We start from the raw sequence: 19,263 nt of genomic DNA, 5'->3' as shown, positions 1-19,263 counted from the left end.
GTACGCTGAAGAAAAGAATGCAACAGTGTAACGTACTGCTCCCAACGCCATGGGCAAAACCGAGGTTTCAGACAGGAATCGGCAAGCGTCTCAGCCTGCCTCTACCCGGTTGCGACCCGCATCCTTGGCCCGGTACAACGCCTGATCGGCTCTTTTGATCACCAGATCGCTGCGATCACCGGCCTTGAAGGCACTCAGTCCGACGGACACGGTAATGGTCACTGGCTCGCCCTTGAAGTGGAACGGACACGTCTCGACCGCCGCTCGCAGCGCTTCCACTATCCGCGCGCCCGCTGGCAACGGGGTATTGGGCATCAGCAGGACAAACTCCTCGCCGCCGAAACGCGCGATAAAGTCGCTGCCACGCAGGCGCTTGCGCAACACGTTGGCGATGATCTTCAACACCTTGTCACCGGCCAGATGGCCGTAGTTGTCGTTGATCCGCTTGAAGTGATCGAGGTCGAGCATGGCCAGCAGCAAGCTGTTGCCATGTTGCCGCCATAGACCGACCTCGTGCTCCAGACGCTCGGTCCAGGCGGCGCGGTTGGGCAACCCGGTCAGCGGATCGATCAGGGCCTTTTGCCGCTGTTCCTCCAGGTGTTCACGGTAGCCCTGGGCCTCCTGCTCCATGCTCGAAACCCGCTCTGCCAGGCTTTGCAGACGGGCCGCCACTTCCTTCTCACGCTCATCGCGCTGCTTCTGGTGGTGATCCATGGTGCCCAGCAGGCCTTCCAGGTGGCTTTCCAGTACCTGCTTGAGGTCATCCAGATCTGCCGCCTCCTGCACGCTGCTCTGCAGGCCATCGACCTGCTCACGGATCTGGGTGTCCATGGCCCGTGCCGCCGAGCTGCTGTCGGCGTGGCCATCACTGGCCGCCTGCAGATTGCTCTGGAAGGCCTCAAGGCGCTCGTTAAGCTGTTTGAGGTACGTCTCGAACTCATGCTGGCCCGAATCGGTGATTGCCAGCATCAGTACCGCCAGATCATCGAGGATTGGCAGCAACTCGTACCAGTTCAGGCCATGTTGCAGACGATCACGCATGGCTTCGGCCTGAGGCCGATGGCGTTCCGGCAGACTCAGGTCATCGAGCAGTCCCAGCAGGGTGTGTTCGATATGCTTGGCCACCGAGCTGTAGGAGGGCTCAGGAGAGTCCGGCAGGGCGTAGAGCACATCGTGCTCGGATTGCTCTGGATCGATGGCGGCCAAGGCCTCGGCCATCACTGGCGGCAAGGGCAGGCTGTCGAGCAGCACTGCCGGGGAAACCGCGGGAAGCGGCAACAGCTCATCGGGGTTGAGCGGAACGGGCTCGCTCTGAGGTGCGGCGGGTACTTCTGCCGGCGGCTGCAGAGGCGCTACCGGTAAAGCATCGACGGCGACAGAGGCCGGAGGCGCGACCTCGACTGCAGCCGGAGCAGGCACTTCGATCGCGACCTGGGGCGCTGGCCCAAGGGACTCTTCCTGTGCCAGGACTGGTGGCACGAATGCCACCACCGACGACGGGGGCGGTACGCTGGCCGTTTCGGGCTCAATCTTGGCAGGGGCCTCGGAAACGGGCTGCGCAGCGGGTGTTGCCTCGGGCTTGGCCGGGGTCACGGCGACAGGTGCCGGAGGGACCTCAGCGACTTCCGGCAAATCCGTGGCCGGGGTCTGATAATGCTCGCGAACCACTTCGTCCGCTTCGCCAGCCTCTTCAACCTGGGGACGGGAGTTCACCGCAGGGACAGGAGCAGGCGCCGCTGGCGTAACCGCCTCAGCCTGGGGAGCATCGGCGGCGTCACGGGCCCCGAACAGGCGCTGCAACAGACTCGGGCGATCTGGTTCGGCGGGCGTTTCCAGCTGGCTCAAGGCCTTGCCCTGAAGATTGCTCAGCTCCCCCAGCAGCAAGGGGATCTCTCGCGCCTGACTGACCCGGCCATCCAGTTGCTTGGCGAAGGCCTTCAACGGGCGGCTGACTTCCCGGGGCAGGGGCAGGGACTGCAATTGGGTGACCAGGGCGGTCAAGGCACTGCTCATCTGGTTGACCCGGGTTTCACGCCGCTGCTCGGAGTCCAGCACGGCTTTTTCCAGACGGGGCAACAGCGCTGCAAGCCCGGCATCCATGTCGTCGGTGCGCACAACCTCGCGCATCTCCTTCATGCACTGGTCGACCGCACGATCGGTACCCTCCGCCGCCAGGGTGCTACGCACCAGGCCACGACGTAGCAAGTCCAGTCGAGCGGCCCATCGGCGCTCAAGCTTTTCCTGCTGCTCGATACTTTTGAGGTATTTCTCTTTCCAGCGTTGGGCGTCGTCGCTCATTCATCGGTTCCGCGAGGTGCAGGACTCAACGCGGGCAATGCATCGGCCGTGAGCGAACCCGGCAGACGAATCTCTACCGCGACCGGCAGGTGATCGGATATGGGTTGGGCCAGGACTTCGACTCGCTCCAGGGTCAGGCTGGGGCTGAGCAGGATATGGTCCAGGCAGCGTTGCGGACGCCAGCTGGGGAAGGTCGCCTGCAGTTGCGGCGCCAACAGGCTGAGGTCGCGTAAAGGGGAGTGCTCCAGCAGATCGCTGGCGTGGGTGTTCATGTCTCCCATCAGCACTTGATGCTTGTAGCCACCGATCAACTCGCGGATGTACGCCAGTTGCCGGGTTCGAGCCCGGGCGCCGAGCGCCAGGTGCATCATCACCACCACCAGCGCCTCGGGGCCTTCGCCAAATCGCACAAGGATCGCGCCGCGCCCCTTGGGGCCGGGCAGTGGATGGTCTTCGATGGCCCAGGGGCGCAAGCGACTGAGCACACCGTTGCTGTGCTGAGCCAGGCGTCCCAGGTTGCGATTGAGCTGTTGGTACCAGTAAGGGAAGGCACCCAGTTGGGCCAGGTGCTCCACCTGATTGACGTAGCCCGAACGCAGGCTGCCACCATCGACTTCCTGCAGGGCTACCAGATCGAAGTCCCCCAGCAGATTGCCGATCTTCTGCAGGTTGTCCGCACGTCCGTTATGGGGCAGCAGGTGCTGCCAGCCACGGGTCAGGTAATGGCGATAACGCTCGGTGCTGATACCGACCTGAATATTGAAACTGAGCAAACGCAGGCGACTGTCCGCCGGCAGGCCGGTCGACGCCAAATGGTGCTCGTTGACCTGCGGATCATGCAGGCCAACGATGCGTTCAGAGCCCCAGCGCGGCATGGCGGCGGCGCTTACTTGGCTGCGCGCTCTTTGGCAATCAACTGGTCGGCGACGCTCAGCGCACCTTCAGGACCACCGGCGGAACCCAGGTCGAAACGGTACTTGCCGTTGACCACCATGGTCGGTACGCCAGTGATCTGGTAGGCCTGAGCCTTCTTCTTGGCGTCTTCGACCTTGCCTTTGACGGCGAAGGAGTTGTAGGTGCTCAGGAATTTGTCCTTGTCGACGCCTTCGGCTACCAGGAATTCGGCCATCTCTTCTGGAGTGGCGAGTTTCTTGCCGCTATGGATGGCTTCGAACACGGCCTTGTGAACCTTGTGCTCGACGCCCATGGCTTCCAGGGTGATGAACAGTTGGCCATGAACGTTCCAGATACCGCCGAACATCGCCGGGATACGCACAAAGTTGACATCGCTAGGGAGTTTTTCAACCCAGGGATTGATGGTCGGCTCAAAGGCGTAGCAGTGCGGGCAGCCATACCAGAACAGCTCTACCACCTCGATCTTGCCAGGCACGGCAACCGGAACGGCGCTGCTCAACTCGACATATGTTTTACCGGCTTCAAGCGGCTCGGCGGCTTGAGCGGTCACGCCAAACAGGCTGGCGGTGACGAGAGCGGCGCTGAGAATCAGATTACGCATGCTTTACTCCTGGACAATTTTGGCGCCTCGCGCGACCTGAATTCAGACAGATCATGGCGGGCTTGAGTTCGCTAGTGTAGCGGCAGACGCCATAAAAAAGGGCGGCCTGAGCCACCCTTTATGCTTGCACCGTCAGATTAATCGATCATTAACGTTGCCGCGGCTCAACACCCTCGGCAACTTGATCGAGCAGGCCTTAGTGCAGGCCCTGAATATAGCTGGACACCGCCTCGATGTCTTTGTTGCTCAACTTGGCGGCGATGCTGCGCATGACCATGGTATCGCCGTCGTTGGTGCGGTTGCCTTCGCGGAAGTCAGTCAGCTGCTTGGCCACATATTGTGCGTGCTGCCCACCCAGGTGAGGGAAGCCGGCCGCTGCGTTACCGGCGCCATTTGGCGCATGGCAGCCGGTGCAGGCTGGCATGCCTTGATCCAGCTTGCCGCCCCGGAAGAGTTCTTCGCCACGGGCCACGACTTTAGGATCGGCGGCGCCGACGCTGCCTTTCTGGCTGGCGAAGTAGGCGGCGATGTCAGCCAGGTCCTGATCGTTCAGATTGGTCAGCATACCGGTCATTTCCAGCACTTGCCGCTTGCCGGACTTGATGTCGTGCAGCTGCTTCTCCAGGTACTTTTCCCCCTGACCCGCCAGCTTGGGAAAGTTTGGCGCCATGCTGTTCCCATCAGGGCCGTGGCAAGCGCCACATACTGCGGTTTTCGCCTGACCGGCAGCAGCGTCGCCTGCGGCATGGGCGACACCTGTGATGCCCAAGGTCAACAGCAGACTCACGAGTAATTTGTTCATCAGCTAATCCAACTACGGCTAAGGGTTAAGAGTTATGGACCGGAATCACTCGCTCATCCAATGGATGATGGCTCGGTAATCCTCGGCACTGCAGTCCATGCACAAACCACGCGGCGGCATCGCCTTGAAACCCTGGGTCACGTGTTGCACCAGCGTCTCCATACCTTGCGCCAACCTCGGCGCCCAAGCTTCCTGGTCGCCCTTGCGGGGCGCCGTGGGTAGTTGGCCGGAATGACAAGCCCCACAAACACGGTTGTACACAGCTTCCGGATCCTGTGTAGCCTGAGCGCTGTAAAGCGGCATCAAGACACCGGCAGCTAGCAGCCATTTCGTCATAAAACGACCTTTTCAGGGTTGAGAGCGTGCTGCGTTCTAATGCGCATTCAAGGTTTATCGCTCTCGTGAACTTCATCCTACGCTGGGACAAAGCGCACACAAAATCTGCGGCATTATATACTGGCGTTACTGAAACGGAAACGACACCGCTCGCCGCGTCCACTCTCGGCATCGCCCCTATCGGAAATCCCATGCAACTCAAGAACCCCATCCTCGGCCTGTGCCAACAGGCTACGTTCATGCTCAGCGCCGCCAAAGTCGACCAATGTCCTGACGATGACGGCTTTGAAGTGGCCTTTGCCGGGCGCTCCAACGCCGGTAAATCCAGCGCCCTGAACACCCTGACCCACGCCAGCCTGGCACGCACCTCGAAAACACCGGGTCGCACGCAGTTGTTGAACTTCTTCAAGCTAGACGACGATCGCCGTCTGGTCGACCTGCCGGGCTACGGTTACGCCAAAGTACCGATCCCGCTGAAGCAGCACTGGCAGCGCCACTTGGAAGCTTATCTGGGCAGCCGCGAGAGCCTTAAAGGCTTGATCCTGATGATGGACATCCGTCATCCCATGACCGACTTCGACCTGTTGATGCTGGACTGGGCGGTCGCCAGCGGCATGCCGATGCACATCCTGCTGACCAAGGCCGACAAACTGACCTATGGCGCAGCCAAGAACACCCTGCTCAAGGTGCAGTCGCAGATCCGCAAGGGCTGGGGCGAAGCGGTCACCATCCAACTGTTCTCGGCCCCCAAGCGCATGGGCCTGGAAGAGGCCTACACCGTGCTGGCAGGCTGGATGGAACTGGCCGACAAAGGCGCCGAAACCGAGGCCTGAGAAAGAGTTTCAAATTGTCTGCGCGGTGATCAGGCAAGGCAAAAAGCGGCGGGAAAGCGGAGTTTAGGGGCCTAAATGAGCATTTCCCGCCGCTTTTTAACGCAGCATGGTCGCCGCGCAGGCAATTTTCAGGCAAAAAAAACCCCGGACTTCGTATGGGGAGGGGGAAGTTCGGGGTTCAAGTTCTAGACCGCTAGGGCGGGGTCCAGATATCTGCCAACACTTAACACAACATAGGAGCATCGAAGGGCTTCACCAGCCATTCAGTAACTCTGAGTGAGCTTTCACCGATTTAGTTCCGGCGGATTGCAAAAACTATTGGCAATAAACGATGAAATTTTCCGTGCTAATAGCCCCTGGCCAGCTTTTACCGCGACACTATGCCGCGGCAAAAAACCCTTAAAAGAGCCCTTAGTGGGCCTCATCCCAGTTATTTCCCACGCCGACTTCAACCAATAACGGCACATCCAGAGTTGCGGCACCGCTCATGTAGCCGCGAATCTCATCACGTACTTGATCCACCAGGTCCTCACGCACCTCCAGTACCAGTTCGTCGTGTACTTGCAGAATGACCCGGGCATCCAGCCCCGAGGACTCCAGCCAGTTGTCCACCGCCACCATGGCCTTCTTGATGATATCCGCCGCCGTGCCCTGCATCGGCGCGTTGATCGCGGTGCGCTCGGCCCCGGCACGCTCCTGCGGCTTGTTGGAGTTGATCTCCGGCAGGTACAGCCGGCGACCGAAGATGGTCTCCACATACCCTTGGTCCGCCGCCTGGGCACGGGTACGGTCCATATACTCGCGAACCCCCGGATAGCGGGCGAAATAGGTATCGATGTAGGCCTTGGCCTGCTTGGTATCGACGCCGATATCCTTGCCCAGCTTCTGCGCGCCCATGCCATAGATCAGACCAAAGTTGATGGCCTTGGCACTGCGGCGCTGATCGGACGTAACGTCCTTGAGCTCCACCTTGAACACTTCGGCAGCCGTAGCGGTGTGCACATCCAGGTTGTTGCGGAAGGCATTGAGCAGGCCTTCGTCCCGGGACAAGTGCGCCATGATCCGCAACTCGATCTGCGAATAGTCCGCCGCCAGCAGCTTGTAGCCGGCCGGGGCGATAAAGGCCTGGCGAATACGCCGACCTTCCGCGGTGCGCACCGGGATGTTCTGCAGGTTCGGATCACTGGAGGACAGACGCCCGGTAGACGCCACAGCCTGATGATAGGAGGTGTGGATACGCCCCGTGCGCGGGTTGATCTGCTCGGGCAGGCGATCGGTGTAGGTGCTTTTCAGCTTGCTCATGGAGCGGTACTGCATCAACACCCGAGGCAGCGGATAGTCGTCTTCGGCGAGCTTGGCCAACACCTCTTCAGCCGTAGAAGGCTGGCCCTTGGCGGTCTTTTTCAGCACCGGCAGGCCGAGCTTGTCGTAGAGAATCGTCCCCAGTTGCTTGGGCGAGCCCAGGTTGAACTCCTCACCCGCGATCTCGAAAGCCTCGCGCTCAAGGGCAACCATCTTGTCCCCCAGCTCGATGCTCTGAAGCCCCAGCAGCTTGTCGTCCACCAGAGCGCCCTGACGCTCGATACGCGCCAGGACCGGCACCAGCGGCATCTCGATATCGGTCAATACGCTGGCCAGGCTCGGAATGGCTGTCAGCTTCTCGAACAGCACCTGGTGCAGACGCAAGGTCACATCGGCATCTTCAGCAGCATACGGCCCCGCCTGCTCAAGGGGGATCTGATCGAAAGTCAGCTGTTTGGCGCCCTTGCCGGCGATGTCCTGGAAGCTCACGGTGCTGTGGTCCAGGTACTTCTGCGCCAGGCTGTCCATGTCATGGCGAGTGGCGGTGGAGTTGAGCACGTAGGATTCGAGCATGGTGTCGAAGGCAATGCCGCGCACGGTGATGCCATTGGCCTGATCGCCACCTATGGCGCAATTGGCCAGGATGTTCATGTCGAACTTGGCGTGCTGACCGACCTTGAGCAGCTTGGGATCTTCCAGCAACGGCTTCAAAGCCAGCAGCACAGTGTCGCGATCCAGCTGCTCCGGAACGCCCATATAGGAGTGGGTCAACGGAACGTAGGCCGCTTCCCCGGCCTTGACCGAGAAGGACAGCCCCACCAGTTGCGCCTGTTGTGCATCGATACCGGTGGTCTCGGTATCGAACGCAATCAGCTTGGCGTTTTTCAGCTTCTCCAGCCAGACCGCAAAACGCTCCTGGTCGAGGATGGTTTCGTACTGCAACTCAAGTGGCGCCTGCTCCGCCGCTGCCGGTTGCTCTGCCACCGCCTCAGGCGCCTCGGCAGAGCTGAGCTCGACGCGCTTGGCGTCACGCTGCAAATCATCGAGCCAGCTCTTGAATTCCAGCAGGCTGTAGAGCTCCGCCAGTTTCTCGCGGTCGGGCTCGCGCAAGTGCAGGTCATCCAGCCCCACATCCAGGGCCACGTCTACCTTGATGGTCGCCAACTGATAGGAGAGAAAGGCCATCTCCTTGTGCTCTTCCAGCTTGGCCGGCAAGGTCTTGGCGCCGCGAATCGGCAGCGTCGGCACGATATCAAGCTGCTCGTAGAGTTCCTTCAGGCCACCATTGACCCCGACCAGCAAACCGGAAGCCGTCTTCGGACCAATACCCGGTACGCCCGGAATGTTGTCGGAAGAATCGCCCATCAGCGCCAGGTAATCGATGATCTGCTCGGGAGCGACGCCGAATTTCTCCTTCACGCCTTCCACATCCATGCTGCTACCGGACATGGTGTTGACCAAGGTAATGTGCCCGTCGACCAACTGGGCCATGTCCTTATCACCGGTGGAAATCACCACCGGGCGATCCGCCGCCGCGCTGCTGCGGGCCAGGGTGCCGATCACGTCATCGGCCTCGACCCCTTCCACGCACAGCAGCGGGAAGCCCAAGGCGATCACGCTGGCGTGCAGCGGCTCGATCTGCACCCGCATGTCATCGGGCATGCTCGGGCGGTTGGCCTTGTATTGGGCGTACATGTCATCGCGGAAGGTCCCGCCCTTGGCATCGAACACCACCGCGAACGGGCTGTCCGGGTACTGCTTGCGCAGGCTCTTGAGCATGTTCAGCACGCCCTTGACCGCGCCGGTGGGCAGGCCTTTGGAGGTGGTCAGAGGTGGCAACGCGTGAAACGCGCGGTACAGATATGAAGAACCGTCCACCAGGACGAGGGGGGCTTGGCTCATGAGCAGGATCAACCTTTTCGGCGGGTCCGGCGCTAGAATAGCGGGACCGTTGACGACAAAGGGACAAGGTTATCATGCGCACACTAAATCGCTTGCTGCTGGCCGGCTTGATTGCAATCGCTCCAATGGCCGTGATCGCCGCAGAAGATGCGCCGTCAGCGGACCCGGAAGTGACCATTCGCACGGAAGGCGACAAGACCATCCAGGAATACCGGCAAAATGGCTTTCTGTACGCCATCAAAGTCACGCCCAAGGGCGGTAAACCCTACTTCCTGGTGCGCGCCGATGGCTCCGACGGCAACTTCATCCGTTCGGATCAGCCGGATATGCTGATCCCTTCGTGGAAAATCTTTGAGTGGTAAACCACTCCGACTTCAACTCATTGGCGCTGGCTCGATAGCGGCGCCCGTACTGGCAGTTTTTAACCATGTCTGTGTTCACCCCCCTGGCTCGGCCCGAGCTGGAAACCTTTCTCGCCCCTTATGGGCTCGGCCGCCTGCTTGACTTCCAGGGGATCGCCGCTGGTAGCGAAAACACCAACTTCTTCATCAGCCTGGAGCAGGGCGAGTTCGTCCTGACCCTGGTGGAGCGCGGCCCGGTCCAGGAAATGCCGTTCTTCATCGAACTGCTGGACGTGCTGCACCAGGCCGACCTGCCGGTGCCTTATGCGCTGCGCACCACAGACGGCGTGGCCCTGCGGGAATTGGCTGGCAAACCGGCGTTGCTGCAACCGCGCCTGGCAGGCAAGCACATCAAGGAAGCCAACGCCCAGCACTGTGCCCAGGTGGGTGAGTTGCTCGGGCATCTGCACGTGGCGACCAAGGACAACATGATCAAACGCAAGACCGATCGTGGCCTGGACTGGATGCAGGAGGAGGGCACCCAGCTGTTGTCGCATCTCGATACTCCCGCTCAAGACCTGCTGCAGCGGGCGCTGGATGAAATCACCAAACAGAAGACCAGCATCCTCGCCCTGCCCAGGGCCAACATCCACGCCGATCTGTTTCGCGACAACGCGATGTTCGAAGGCACCCACCTGACCGGCCTGATCGATTTCTACAACGCTTGCTCGGGGCCGATGCTCTACGACGTGGCCATTGCCTTGAACGACTGGTGCTCCGACGCCGAAGGCGTGATCGACGGACCACGGGCCCGGGCGCTGTTGGGCGCCTATGCGGCGCTGCGACCATTCACTGCGGCCGAGGCCGAACTCTGGCCGACCATGCTGCGGGTAGCCTGCGTGCGCTTCTGGCTGTCACGACTGATTGCCGCCGAGAGTTTCGCCGGGCAGGACGTACTGATTCACGATCCAATGGAGTTCCAGCAGCGTCTGGCACAGCGGCAACAGGTCAGCCTCACGCTGCCGTTCGCCCTGTAAAACGCTTCGCGGGCCAGCCCGCTCCTACAGGTGCACTCTGTAGGAGCGGGCTGGCCCGCGAAAGTCGTCCCACAACAATCCCTGCTTAAAGCTGCTCCAGACAGCCCGCCAGATCGTTCCCCAATTTCTCCAGCACCTGCTCATAGCCCTGAGCGGTTGCGGGCGTATAACCACCCAGCGCATCCAGCTCCGCCAGTTTCACCGGCAGCCCGGCCACCAGGGTTTCCGCCAGCCGCGGACGCAGAGGCGGCTCGCTGAACACACAGGTCTTGCCCACCTGCTGCAAACGCGCGCGCATGGCCGCCACGTGCTGCGCACCCGGCTGCACTTCCGCAGCAACGCTGAACACCCCGGCGTGCTTGAGGCCATAAGCGTCCTCGAAGTAATCGAATGCCTCATGGAACACGAAGTAGGGCTTGCCGGCGATCCCCGCCAGACGAGCCTTCAAACGGGTATCCAGGGCATCCAGACGCTCATTGAATGCTTTCAGATTGCTCTGGTAACGGGCAGCGTTGGCCGGGTCGGCAGCACTCAAGTCCGCAGCAATGCGCGCCGCGATCACCCGGGCATTTATCGGCGACAGCCACAGGTGGGCATCCAGGGTTCCCGGGCGATGATCGTGATCGTGTTCGTCGGCTTCTTCGGCATGCGAGTGGCTATCTTCGGCGAAATGGCGAAGCTTCATGCCCGGCAGATCCTGCACCGCCACCGAGGGCAGGGTGCGTCCCTTAAGGACCCGCGGCAGAAAACCCTCCATGTCCGGGCCGATCCAGTACAGCAGGTCCACACTCTGCACCTTGCGTACGTCCGACGGACGCAGCGCATAGTTGTGCGGCGACGCACCCGGCGGCAGCAGCACCTCAGGAACCGCAACGCCGTCCTGCACCGCCGCCGCGATCAGTTGCAGCGGCTTGATGCTGGTGAGTACCCGGACTTCGGCCTGGGCCGAGCCGATCGCGAACAAGCTAAAGGTAAAAGCGACAAAAAGGCGAAAAAGTGTGGGCACGATGGACACTCGAAGAGGCGAGAACGGGTAACATAATAACGTCTCTCACAAACCTCGTCGCCGCTCATGCCTAAAACACCCCTTGCCAGCCGTCCACACGACCACTCTCACTGCGTACACAGCGCACTGTCTGAGGCCGACGCCCTGTGCGCACGGCAAGGCCTGCGCCTGACCGCCCTGCGTCGGCGGGTACTGGAGTTGGTGTGGCAAAGCCACAAGCCCCTGGGGGCTTACGACATTCTCGCCGTACTCAGCGAGCAGGACGGTCGCCGCGCCGCCCCGCCAACGGTTTACCGGGCCCTGGATTTCCTCCTGGAAAACGGCCTGGTACACCGCATCGCCTCGCTTAACGCCTTCGTCGGCTGCAACCACCCGGAACACGCGCACCAGGGCCAGTTCCTGATCTGTCGCGAATGCCACGCCGCCATCGAGCTCGAACAGAAATCCATCAGCGACGCCATCATCACCAGCGCCCGCGACGTCGGCTTCGTGGTCGAGGGCCAGACCGTCGAAGTGGTCGGACTCTGCTCGGGCTGCCAGGGGGCTTGATGAGCACTGCGTTGATCCGCCTCGAGCAGGTCGGGGTGACCTTTGCCGGGCAGAACGTCCTGGACAACATCCAGCTCAGCGTCGAGCCCGGGCAGATCGTGACCCTGATCGGCCCCAACGGCGCCGGCAAGACCACCTTGGTGCGCGCCGTACTGGGCCTGCTCAAGCCCGACAGTGGCAGCGTCTGGCGCAAGCCCAAGCTGCGGGTCGGCTACATGCCGCAAAAGCTCCATGTCGACCCGACCCTGCCCCTGTCGGTGCTGCGCTTTCTGCGCCTGGTGCCGGGCGTGGATCGCAGCCGAGCCTTGGCAGCCCTCAAGGAAGTCGGCGCCGAGCAGGTGATCGACAGCCCGGTGCAAAGCATTTCCGGCGGCGAAATGCAGCGCGTGCTGCTGGCCCGGGCATTGCTGCGCGAGCCTGAACTGCTGGTACTCGACGAGCCGGTACAAGGCGTTGACGTCGCCGGCCAGGCCGAGCTCTACAGCCTGATCACTCGCCTGCGGGACCGTCATGGCTGCGGCGTGCTGATGGTCTCCCATGACTTGCATCTGGTAATGAGCACCACCGACCAGGTGGTCTGCCTGAACCGCCACGTCTGCTGCTCGGGCCACCCCGAACAGGTCAGCGGCGATCCCGCCTTCGTCGAGCTGTTTGGCAAGAACGCACCAAGCCTGGCGATCTACCACCACCATCACGATCACGCCCATGACCTGCATGGCTCGGTGGTCACCCAGCCCGCCTCGGGCCACCCCCATGTCCACGGAGAAAACTGCAAGCATGGCTGATTTTCTGCTCTACGCCCTGCTCGCAGGTTTGGCCCTGGCGGTGGTTGCCGGCCCCTTGGGGTCCTTCGTGGTCTGGCGGCGCATGGCCTACTTTGGCGACACCCTGTCCCATGCTGCGCTCCTGGGAGTCGCCCTGGGTTTCCTGCTGGATGTCAGCCCCGCCGTGGCCGTCACCGTAGGTTGCCTGTTGCTGGCGGTGCTGCTGGTGACCCTGCAACAACGCCAGCCTCTGGCATCCGACACGCTGCTGGGGATTCTTGCTCCCAGCACCCTGTCCCTGGGCCTGGTGGTACTAAGCTTCATGCATGAAGTGCGAATCGACCTGATGGCCTACCTGTTCGGTGACCTGCTGGCGATCAGCCCAGGCGATCTGGCGTGGATTCTCGGCGGCAGCGCAGCGGTGCTGTTGCTGCTGGTGGCACTGTGGCGGCCCCTGCTGGCAATCACCGTGCACGAGGAGTTGGCCAAGGTCGAAGGCCTGCCCGTGGCTTCGCTGCGCCTGGCGCTGATGCTGTTGATTGCCGTGGTGATTGCGGTGGCAATGAAGATTGTCGGGGTATTGCTGATTACCTCGTTGCTGATCATCCCGGCCGCTGCGGCACAGCGTCACGCCCGTTCGCCGGAGCAGATGGCCCTGGGCGCAAGCCTGCTGGGCATGCTCGCGGTGTGCGGCGGGCTGGCGCTGTCCTGGTTCAAGGACACCCCGGCCGGGCCGTCGATCGTGGTCACGGCCGCCGCATTGTTTCTGCTGAGTTTTGTTCTGCCCCGTCGAGGGGTGTAGACTTGCTCGCTTTTTGCGCAATTAGAGAGTCGCAGGAATGAAGCCGTTCGCCTCCCGTTATCTGCTCCTTGTCGCATTCTCCCTGCTGCTGGGGGCCTGCCAAAGCACGCCACCGGCGCCCCCCCAGGTCCCCGATGCGCGGGCCTCGGCCATCGCGCAGCTGGAACAAAACATTGCCAGCAGTGAGCTGGCCACCGCTGAAGACCAACTCAGTGCGCTGCAGGCACAAACGCCTGACGACCCACAGTTGGTGCAATACCAGCGGCAGATTGCCGAAGCCTATCTGCAGCGCAGCCAGATCGTCCTGCAAAAGGGCGATGTGAATGCCGCGGCCACAGCCCTGAGTCGGGCTCGGGCGCTGATGCCCAAGGCGCCGGCGCTGACCGGTGGTGTCAACAACGCCATTGCCCATGCACGCAAGGCCGAGCTGGACCAGGCCGAAGCCGCCTTGAAGGCTGCCGAAGCGCGCCCAGCGGCCAAGCTGATCGATCCTGCGGCCCAGAGCACCACCATCGCCTTGAACGTCACCGATATCCGCAAGCTGCGTCATCAGCTCGATGCGCTGGCCACCGATGTGGTGAATTATCAGTGCGACGTGAGCATCCAGGTGCCGCGCACCGAGGATTATCCCTGGCTGTCGACCTTGCTCGGCAAGCGGGTGAAGAAGCTCGACCCCGACTTTGAACAGAAGATCAGCCGGCAGATCGTGCGCCACGTACCGGCGCAGATGGTCTTGAGCCCGCGCAAGGCGCAGTAAAGCCTTCGCCGGCAAGCCGGCTCCTACCGGGAGCGGGCTGGTCGGCGAAAGTTTGTTCAGGCCGGGATTGCCTTGGCCTTTTCCTCTCGATCCCAGACCCGATGCTGCCCAATGGCGGCAAAGAACGCTTTGAATGCCTTGGCATCTCCTCCAACGATCAAGCCCTTGTCTGCTTCCAGCTTGAGCACCGCCAGCAGCTCCCGGGCTTCGCCGTGCAAGGCGATGGCCTTGAGATGTTTGTAGGCCTCCAACAGGTAATGCAGCGCCACACCATTGCCGCTCAGGGTCTTGATCGACTGCGCGCCGCCCGGCACGAACACCGCGTCGAACGCCACTGACGGCAGGCCCTCCATGGAAGCATCCACCGGCAAACGCTTGCCGTCCGCGGTGGTGACCGGTGCCGAGGTCGGCCCCAACAGCTTAGCGTGCGCCCCTTCGGCCGTGAGAGCCTTCTTCAACGCGTCAATCGCTGCACCATCAACGCCGTTGGCCGCAAGAATCGCCACTTTCCGCGTTTTGATATGACCCGGCAGCAGGTTCGCCTGGCTCAGGGCCGGCGAGCGCGTCAGCGACGTCTTGCGCTCAGCCACAGTGGCCTTCTTCGGCGCCGCCAGGCCCAGGTTCTCGGCCACACGAGCGGCCAGGTGCAGATCGATGTTGGCGAGAATTTCGTTTACCTGCCGCTCACGGATCCACTGCCGCTCGACCTTGCCCAGCTCGAAGCTGTAGGCCGCGATGATGTGTTCCTGCTCGTGCTTGCTCATGCTGTTGAAGAACAGCCGTGCCTGGGAGAAATGATCGCCGAACGACTCGCTGCGCTGGCGGATCTTGTGGGCATCGATGCGCTCGTTATAACTCTCGAAACCACCATCCTGGGCCGCCGGCGGGGTTTCTTTCGGCCAGCCACCATCAATGGAGTTCGGCTCGTAGGCAGCCCGCCCCTTGTCGATGGTGCTGCGGTGCATGGCGTCGCGCTGACCATTGTGTAAAGGGGTCAGCGGTCGGTTGATGGGCAGCTCATGAAAGTTCGGCCCACCCAGGCGACTGATCTGCGTATCGGTGTAGGAAAACAGCCGCCCTTGCAGCAACGGGTCGTTGGAGAAATCGATCCCCGGCACGATGTGCCCCGGGCAGAAGGCGACCTGCTCGGTTTCGGCAAAATAATTGTCGGGGTTGCGGTTGAGCACCATCTTGCCCAGGGGCGTGATGGGCACCAGTTCCTCGGGGATCAGCTTGGTGGGGTCGAGAATGTCGAAGTCGAAATTGTGTTCGTCTTCTTCGGCGATGATCTGCACGCCGAACTCCCACTCCGGGTAATCCCCGGCTTCGATGGAGTCCCACAGGTCACGGCGATGGAAGTCGGTGTCCTTGCCGGCGAGCTTCTGCGCCTCGTCCCAGACCAGGGAACAGGTGCCCACCGCCGGCCGCCAGTGAAACTTGACGAAGCTTGCGCGCCCCTCGGCGTTGATCAAACGAAAGGTGTGCACGCCAAAGCCCTGCATGCTGCGCAGGCTTTTCGGAATGGCCCGGTCGGACATGGCCCAGATCACCATGTGCGCCGATTCCGGCTGCAGGGAGACAAAGTCCCAGAAGGTGTCGTGGGCCGAGCCGCCGGTGGGGATCTCATTGTGGGGTTCGGGTTTCACCGCATGCACGAAGTCGGGGAACTTGATCGCGTCCTGGATGAAGAACACCGGCATGTTGTTGCCCACCAGGTCGAAGTTGCCCTCGTCGGTGAAGAATTTCACTGCAAAACCCCGGACATCACGCACGGTATCGCCGGAACCTCTTGGTCCCTGGACCGTGGAAAAGCGCACGAACACCGGGGTCTTCTTCTGCGGATCGCGCAGGAAACCGGCCTTGGTCAGCGCCGAATGATTGTCGTAGCTCTGGAAGTAGCCATGGGCGCCAACACCCCGGGCGTGGACGATGCGCTCGGGAATCCGCTCATGGTCGAAGTGGGTGATCTTCTCCCGCATGATGAAGTCTTCCAGCAGCGAAGGACCACGAGCGCCCGCCTTGAGGCTGTTCTGGTTGTCAGCGACCTTCACCCCCTGATTGGTCCGCAGGGCCTGGCCCGTGGCGTCGGAGCGGAACGGCTCCAGGCTCTGCAACTTGGTGTTGCTGTTGCCCCGGTCCAGGGTATCGGTCCCGGCCATCTGGCTTTTCGGGGCATTGGGTTTTTTCGTACTCATCAGACAAAAACTCCTCGTTGGCGAAGTCCCTGGCACGCCGGGGCTTCGTGAACACAGGCCCGCAGGCACGGCACCTGGGGCTTCTCGAGTGGCTTAAGTAGTGACTGACGAGAAACTGCGAGCGTTCCTTTTTTATGACCTTTGATCGCGTTATTGCCAAATGGCAGGATGATTGCGAAATAAATGCTAAGAACCTCTATACGGACAGGCTAAAATGCGCGCCCGGCTAACCGCTGATCCTTTTCTAACGCGCCCCACAAGGTTCGCTACGTGATCGAGTTTCAAAACGTCCATAAAACCTACCGGGTCGCCGGTAAGGATATTCCCGCCCTGCACCCGACCAGTCTTCGGGTCGAGAATGGTCAGGTGTTCGGCCTGATCGGTCATTCCGGCGCGGGCAAAAGCACGCTGCTGCGCCTGATCAACCGCCTGGAAAACCCCAGCGGCGGCACGATCATCGTCGACGGTGAAGAAGTCACCGCGCTGGACGCCAACGGCCTGCGCCGCTTCCGCCAACAGGTCGGGATGATCTTCCAGCACTTCAATCTGCTGTCCTCCAAGACTGTGGCTGACAACGTCGCCTTGCCCCTGACCCTGGCCGGCGAGCTGTCGCGCAGCGACATCGAACGCCGTGTGGCTGAGTTGCTGGAGCGGGTCGGCCTGTCCGACCACGCCAAGAAATACCCGGCACAACTGTCCGGCGGCCAGAAACAGCGCGTCGGCATCGCCCGTGCCCTGGCCACCAAGCCAAAGATCCTGCTGTGCGACGAAGCCACCAGCGCCCTCGATCCGCAGACCACGGCCTCGGTCCTGCAATTGCTGGCCGAGATCAATCGCGAGCTGAACCTGACCATCGTTCTGATCACCCACGAAATGGACGTGATCCGTCGCGTCTGTGACCAGGTGGCGGTCATGGACGCCGGCCAGATCGTCGAACAGGGCTCGGTGGCCGAGGTGTTCCTGCACCCCAAGCACCCGACCACCAAACGCTTCGTCCAGGAAGACGAGCAGATCGACGAGAACGAGCAACGCGACGACTTCGCCCACGTACCGGGGCGTATCGTGCGCCTGACTTTCCAGGGCGACTCCACCTACGCACCGCTGCTGGGCACTGTGGCCCGGGAGACCGGGGTCGACTACAGCATCCTCGCCGGACGCATCGACCGCATCAAAGACACCCCTTACGGGCAACTGACCCTGGCCATCACCGGCGGTGACATGGAAGCGGCCTTCGCCCGCTTCACCGCGGCGGATGTCCACATGGAGGTGCTGCGCTAATGAGCGGCTTACTGCATTACTTCGACAACGTTGACTGGGCCGATATCGGAGTGGCAACCAGCGACACCATGGTCATGCTCAGCACGTCCCTGGTATTCACCGTACTGGTCGGCCTGCCGCTGGGGGTCTTGCTGTTCCTGTGCAGCCCAAGGCAGTTGCTGGAACAGAAAAATGTCTATTCGATCCTGGGCTTTGTGGTCAACGCCATCCGCTCGCTGCCGTTCATCATCCTGCTGATTGTGATGATTCCGACCACTATCCTCATCACGGGCACCTCCCTGGGTGTGGCGGGCGCCATCCCTCCGCTGGTGGTGGGCGCTTCCACCTTCTTCGCGCGCCTGGTGGAAACCGCTCTGCGTGAAGTGGATCGCGGCATTATCGAGGCCACCCAGGCCATGGGCGCCACGACCCGGCAGATCATCATGAACGCCCTGCTACCCGAGGCCTGCCCCGGTATCATCGCGGCGATCACGGTCACCGCCATCGCCCTGGTCGGCTACACCGCCATGGCCGGTGTCGTGGGTGCAGGCGGCCTCGGTGACCTGGCCATTCGTTATGGTTACCAGCGTTTCCAGGACGATGTGATGGTGGTGACCGTGGTAATGCTGATTGTGTTGGTTCAGGTTCTGCAAACCGTTGGCGATAAGCTGGTGGTGCACTTTTCCCGCAAATAATTGCAATCGCCGGCCCCGGCCGGCAGGCGCCCGGGGTCGGGCGACTTACAAGGAGCTTGTTCGATGAAAAAACTACTCGTCGCTTTCGCAGCCGTTGCCGCGTTCTCCGCGCACGCCGCCGAAACCCTGACCGTGGCCGCCACACCGGTGCCCCACGCCGAGATCCTGGAATTCGTCAAACCGGCCCTGGCCAAAGAAGGCGTGGACCTGAAGGTCAAGGTCTTCACCGACTACGTGCAGCCCAACGTGCAAGTGGCCGAGAAACGCCTGGACGCCAACTTCTTCCAGCACCAGCCATACCTGGATGAGTTCAACAAGGCCAAGGGCACCAAGCTGGTGAGCGTGGCCGGCGTGCACCTGGAACCCCTGGGCGCCTACTCCAGCAAATACAAGCAACTCGCCGAACTGCCAGGCGGCGCCACCGTGGTGATCCCCAACGACGCCACCAACGGCGGTCGCGCCCTGTTGCTGCTGGACAAGGCCGGCCTGATCAAGCTCAAGGATTCCAACAACATCCTGGCCACCATCAAGGACATCACGGAGAACTCCAAGGACCTGAAGTTCCGCGAACTGGAAGCCGCCACCATCCCCCGCGTGCTGACTCAGGTCGACCTGGCCCTGATCAACACCAACTACGCCCTGCAGGCCAAGCTGGACCCTTCCAAGGATGCCCTGGTGATCGAAGGCAAGGATTCGCCTTACGTGAACATCCTGGTCGCCCGTCCTGACGACAAGGACTCGGACGCCATGAAGAAACTGGTCGCCGCCCTGCACAGCCCAGAAGTGAAGCAATTCATTCTCGAGAAGTACAAAGGCGCCGTGCTGCCAGCGTTCTGATCGGTTGCAGAAATACAAACGGGGCGCCTTGGGG

18 protein-coding genes are annotated in these 19,263 nt (G+C 61.7%); 10 read left to right on the top strand and 8 right to left on the bottom strand.

Annotation, left to right across the window (positions count from 1 at the left end):
* Window positions 1-90: 90 nt before the first annotated feature.
* The 5 genes from Q8O96_RS18370 to Q8O96_RS18350 all read right to left on the bottom strand — a co-directional run bounded on the left by Q8O96_RS18370 (window position 91) and on the right by Q8O96_RS18350 (window position 4,952).
* The gene (locus Q8O96_RS18370; RefSeq protein WP_305949188.1) at window positions 91-2,298 is read right to left on the bottom strand and encodes a diguanylate cyclase; all 2,208 of its coding nucleotides are present in this window, start codon (window positions 2,296-2,298) and stop codon (window positions 91-93) included.
* The gene (locus tag Q8O96_RS18365) at window positions 2,295-3,173 is read right to left on the bottom strand and encodes an endonuclease/exonuclease/phosphatase family protein (protein WP_102862498.1); all 879 of its coding nucleotides are present in this window, start codon (window positions 3,171-3,173) and stop codon (window positions 2,295-2,297) included. Before Q8O96_RS18365 ends, Q8O96_RS18370 begins: the two co-directional genes overlap by 4 nt.
* 11 nt (window positions 3,174-3,184) lie before the next feature.
* Window positions 3,185-3,814 (bottom strand): thiol:disulfide interchange protein DsbA/DsbL, encoded by a 630-nt coding sequence (locus Q8O96_RS18360; RefSeq protein ID WP_102862497.1) that lies wholly within the window; start codon window positions 3,812-3,814, stop codon window positions 3,185-3,187.
* A gap of 196 nt (window positions 3,815-4,010) precedes the next feature.
* Window positions 4,011-4,616 (bottom strand): cytochrome c, encoded by a 606-nt coding sequence (locus Q8O96_RS18355; protein ID WP_102862496.1) that lies wholly within the window; start codon window positions 4,614-4,616, stop codon window positions 4,011-4,013.
* A 45-nt stretch (window positions 4,617-4,661) separates the two neighbouring features.
* Window positions 4,662-4,952, bottom strand: coding sequence for a cytochrome c5 family protein (locus Q8O96_RS18350; RefSeq protein ID WP_016963939.1), 291 nt, complete (start codon window positions 4,950-4,952; stop codon window positions 4,662-4,664).
* A 191-nt stretch (window positions 4,953-5,143) separates the two neighbouring features.
* Between Q8O96_RS18350 and yihA the strand changes: the two genes are divergently transcribed.
* Window positions 5,144-5,785: a ribosome biogenesis GTP-binding protein YihA/YsxC gene (gene yihA, locus Q8O96_RS18345; RefSeq protein WP_060836883.1), complete on the top strand. Its 642-nt coding sequence runs from the start codon at window positions 5,144-5,146 to the stop codon at window positions 5,783-5,785.
* A gap of 411 nt (window positions 5,786-6,196) precedes the next feature.
* Here the strand turns inward: yihA and polA are convergent, their stop codons facing one another.
* On the bottom strand, window positions 6,197-8,989 hold the full coding sequence (gene polA, locus Q8O96_RS18340; RefSeq protein WP_102862494.1) for a DNA polymerase I: 2,793 nt from the start codon (window positions 8,987-8,989) through the stop codon (window positions 6,197-6,199).
* Window positions 8,990-9,063: 74 nt separating this feature from the next.
* Between polA and Q8O96_RS18335 the strand changes: the two genes are divergently transcribed.
* Both Q8O96_RS18335 and Q8O96_RS18330 read left to right on the top strand, forming a co-directional pair.
* Complete coding sequence (locus Q8O96_RS18335; protein WP_102862493.1) at window positions 9,064-9,351, top strand: DUF2782 domain-containing protein; 288 nt, start codon at window positions 9,064-9,066, stop codon at window positions 9,349-9,351.
* 65 nt (window positions 9,352-9,416) lie between these two features.
* Window positions 9,417-10,367 carry a homoserine kinase gene (locus Q8O96_RS18330; protein ID WP_102862492.1) on the top strand — a complete coding sequence of 317 codons (951 nt, stop codon included), beginning with the start codon at window positions 9,417-9,419 and terminating at the stop codon, window positions 10,365-10,367.
* An 85-nt stretch (window positions 10,368-10,452) separates the two neighbouring features.
* On the opposite strand, the gene Q8O96_RS18325 is transcribed toward Q8O96_RS18330, so the two are convergent.
* Window positions 10,453-11,382, bottom strand: a complete 930-nt coding sequence (locus Q8O96_RS18325; RefSeq protein ID WP_102862491.1) for a zinc ABC transporter substrate-binding protein ZnuA — start codon at window positions 11,380-11,382, stop codon at window positions 10,453-10,455.
* 57 nt (window positions 11,383-11,439) lie between these two features.
* On the opposite strand from Q8O96_RS18325, the gene zur reads away from it, so the two are divergent.
* The 4 genes from zur to Q8O96_RS18305 are packed head-to-tail and all read left to right on the top strand — an operon-like array spanning window position 11,440 to window position 14,245.
* Window positions 11,440-11,922, top strand: a complete 483-nt coding sequence (zur, locus tag Q8O96_RS18320; protein ID WP_060836879.1) for a zinc uptake transcriptional repressor Zur — start codon at window positions 11,440-11,442, stop codon at window positions 11,920-11,922.
* Window positions 11,922-12,707 (top strand): zinc ABC transporter ATP-binding protein ZnuC, encoded by a 786-nt coding sequence (gene znuC / locus Q8O96_RS18315; protein ID WP_102881444.1) that lies wholly within the window; start codon window positions 11,922-11,924, stop codon window positions 12,705-12,707. The genes zur and znuC overlap by 1 nt, the downstream gene beginning before the upstream one ends.
* Complete coding sequence (znuB, locus tag Q8O96_RS18310) at window positions 12,700-13,488, top strand: zinc ABC transporter permease subunit ZnuB (protein WP_102862489.1); 789 nt, start codon at window positions 12,700-12,702, stop codon at window positions 13,486-13,488. Before znuC ends, znuB begins: the two co-directional genes overlap by 8 nt.
* A gap of 37 nt (window positions 13,489-13,525) precedes the next feature.
* The gene (locus Q8O96_RS18305) at window positions 13,526-14,245 is read left to right on the top strand and encodes a PA5502 family lipoprotein (RefSeq protein WP_102862488.1); all 720 of its coding nucleotides are present in this window, start codon (window positions 13,526-13,528) and stop codon (window positions 14,243-14,245) included.
* A gap of 56 nt (window positions 14,246-14,301) precedes the next feature.
* Here the strand turns inward: Q8O96_RS18305 and katE are convergent, their stop codons facing one another.
* A complete protein-coding gene (gene katE, locus Q8O96_RS18300; protein WP_305949187.1) occupies window positions 14,302-16,476 on the bottom strand; it encodes a catalase HPII in 2,175 nt (724 codons plus the stop codon).
* 234 nt (window positions 16,477-16,710) lie between these two features.
* On the opposite strand from katE, the gene Q8O96_RS18295 reads away from it, so the two are divergent.
* The 3 genes from Q8O96_RS18295 to Q8O96_RS18285 all read left to right on the top strand — a co-directional run bounded on the left by Q8O96_RS18295 (window position 16,711) and on the right by Q8O96_RS18285 (window position 19,229).
* Entirely contained in the window at window positions 16,711-17,718 is a 1,008-nt protein-coding gene (locus tag Q8O96_RS18295; RefSeq protein ID WP_102862486.1) for a methionine ABC transporter ATP-binding protein, read from the top strand.
* Window positions 17,718-18,392: a methionine ABC transporter permease gene (locus tag Q8O96_RS18290; protein ID WP_102862485.1), complete on the top strand. Its 675-nt coding sequence runs from the start codon at window positions 17,718-17,720 to the stop codon at window positions 18,390-18,392. The genes Q8O96_RS18295 and Q8O96_RS18290 overlap by 1 nt, the downstream gene beginning before the upstream one ends.
* A 63-nt stretch (window positions 18,393-18,455) precedes the next feature.
* Complete coding sequence (locus Q8O96_RS18285) at window positions 18,456-19,229, top strand: MetQ/NlpA family ABC transporter substrate-binding protein (RefSeq protein WP_305949186.1); 774 nt, start codon at window positions 18,456-18,458, stop codon at window positions 19,227-19,229.
* The last annotated feature ends 34 nt before the right edge of the window (window positions 19,230-19,263 follow it).

It is taken from the genome of Pseudomonas sp. LPH60, from assembly GCF_030718165.1.
GTDB lineage: Bacteria > Pseudomonadota > Gammaproteobacteria > Pseudomonadales > Pseudomonadaceae > Aquipseudomonas > Aquipseudomonas danubii.
The sequence above is the reverse complement of the archived record's forward strand: the minus strand, read 5'-3'. Positions and strand labels throughout refer to the sequence as shown.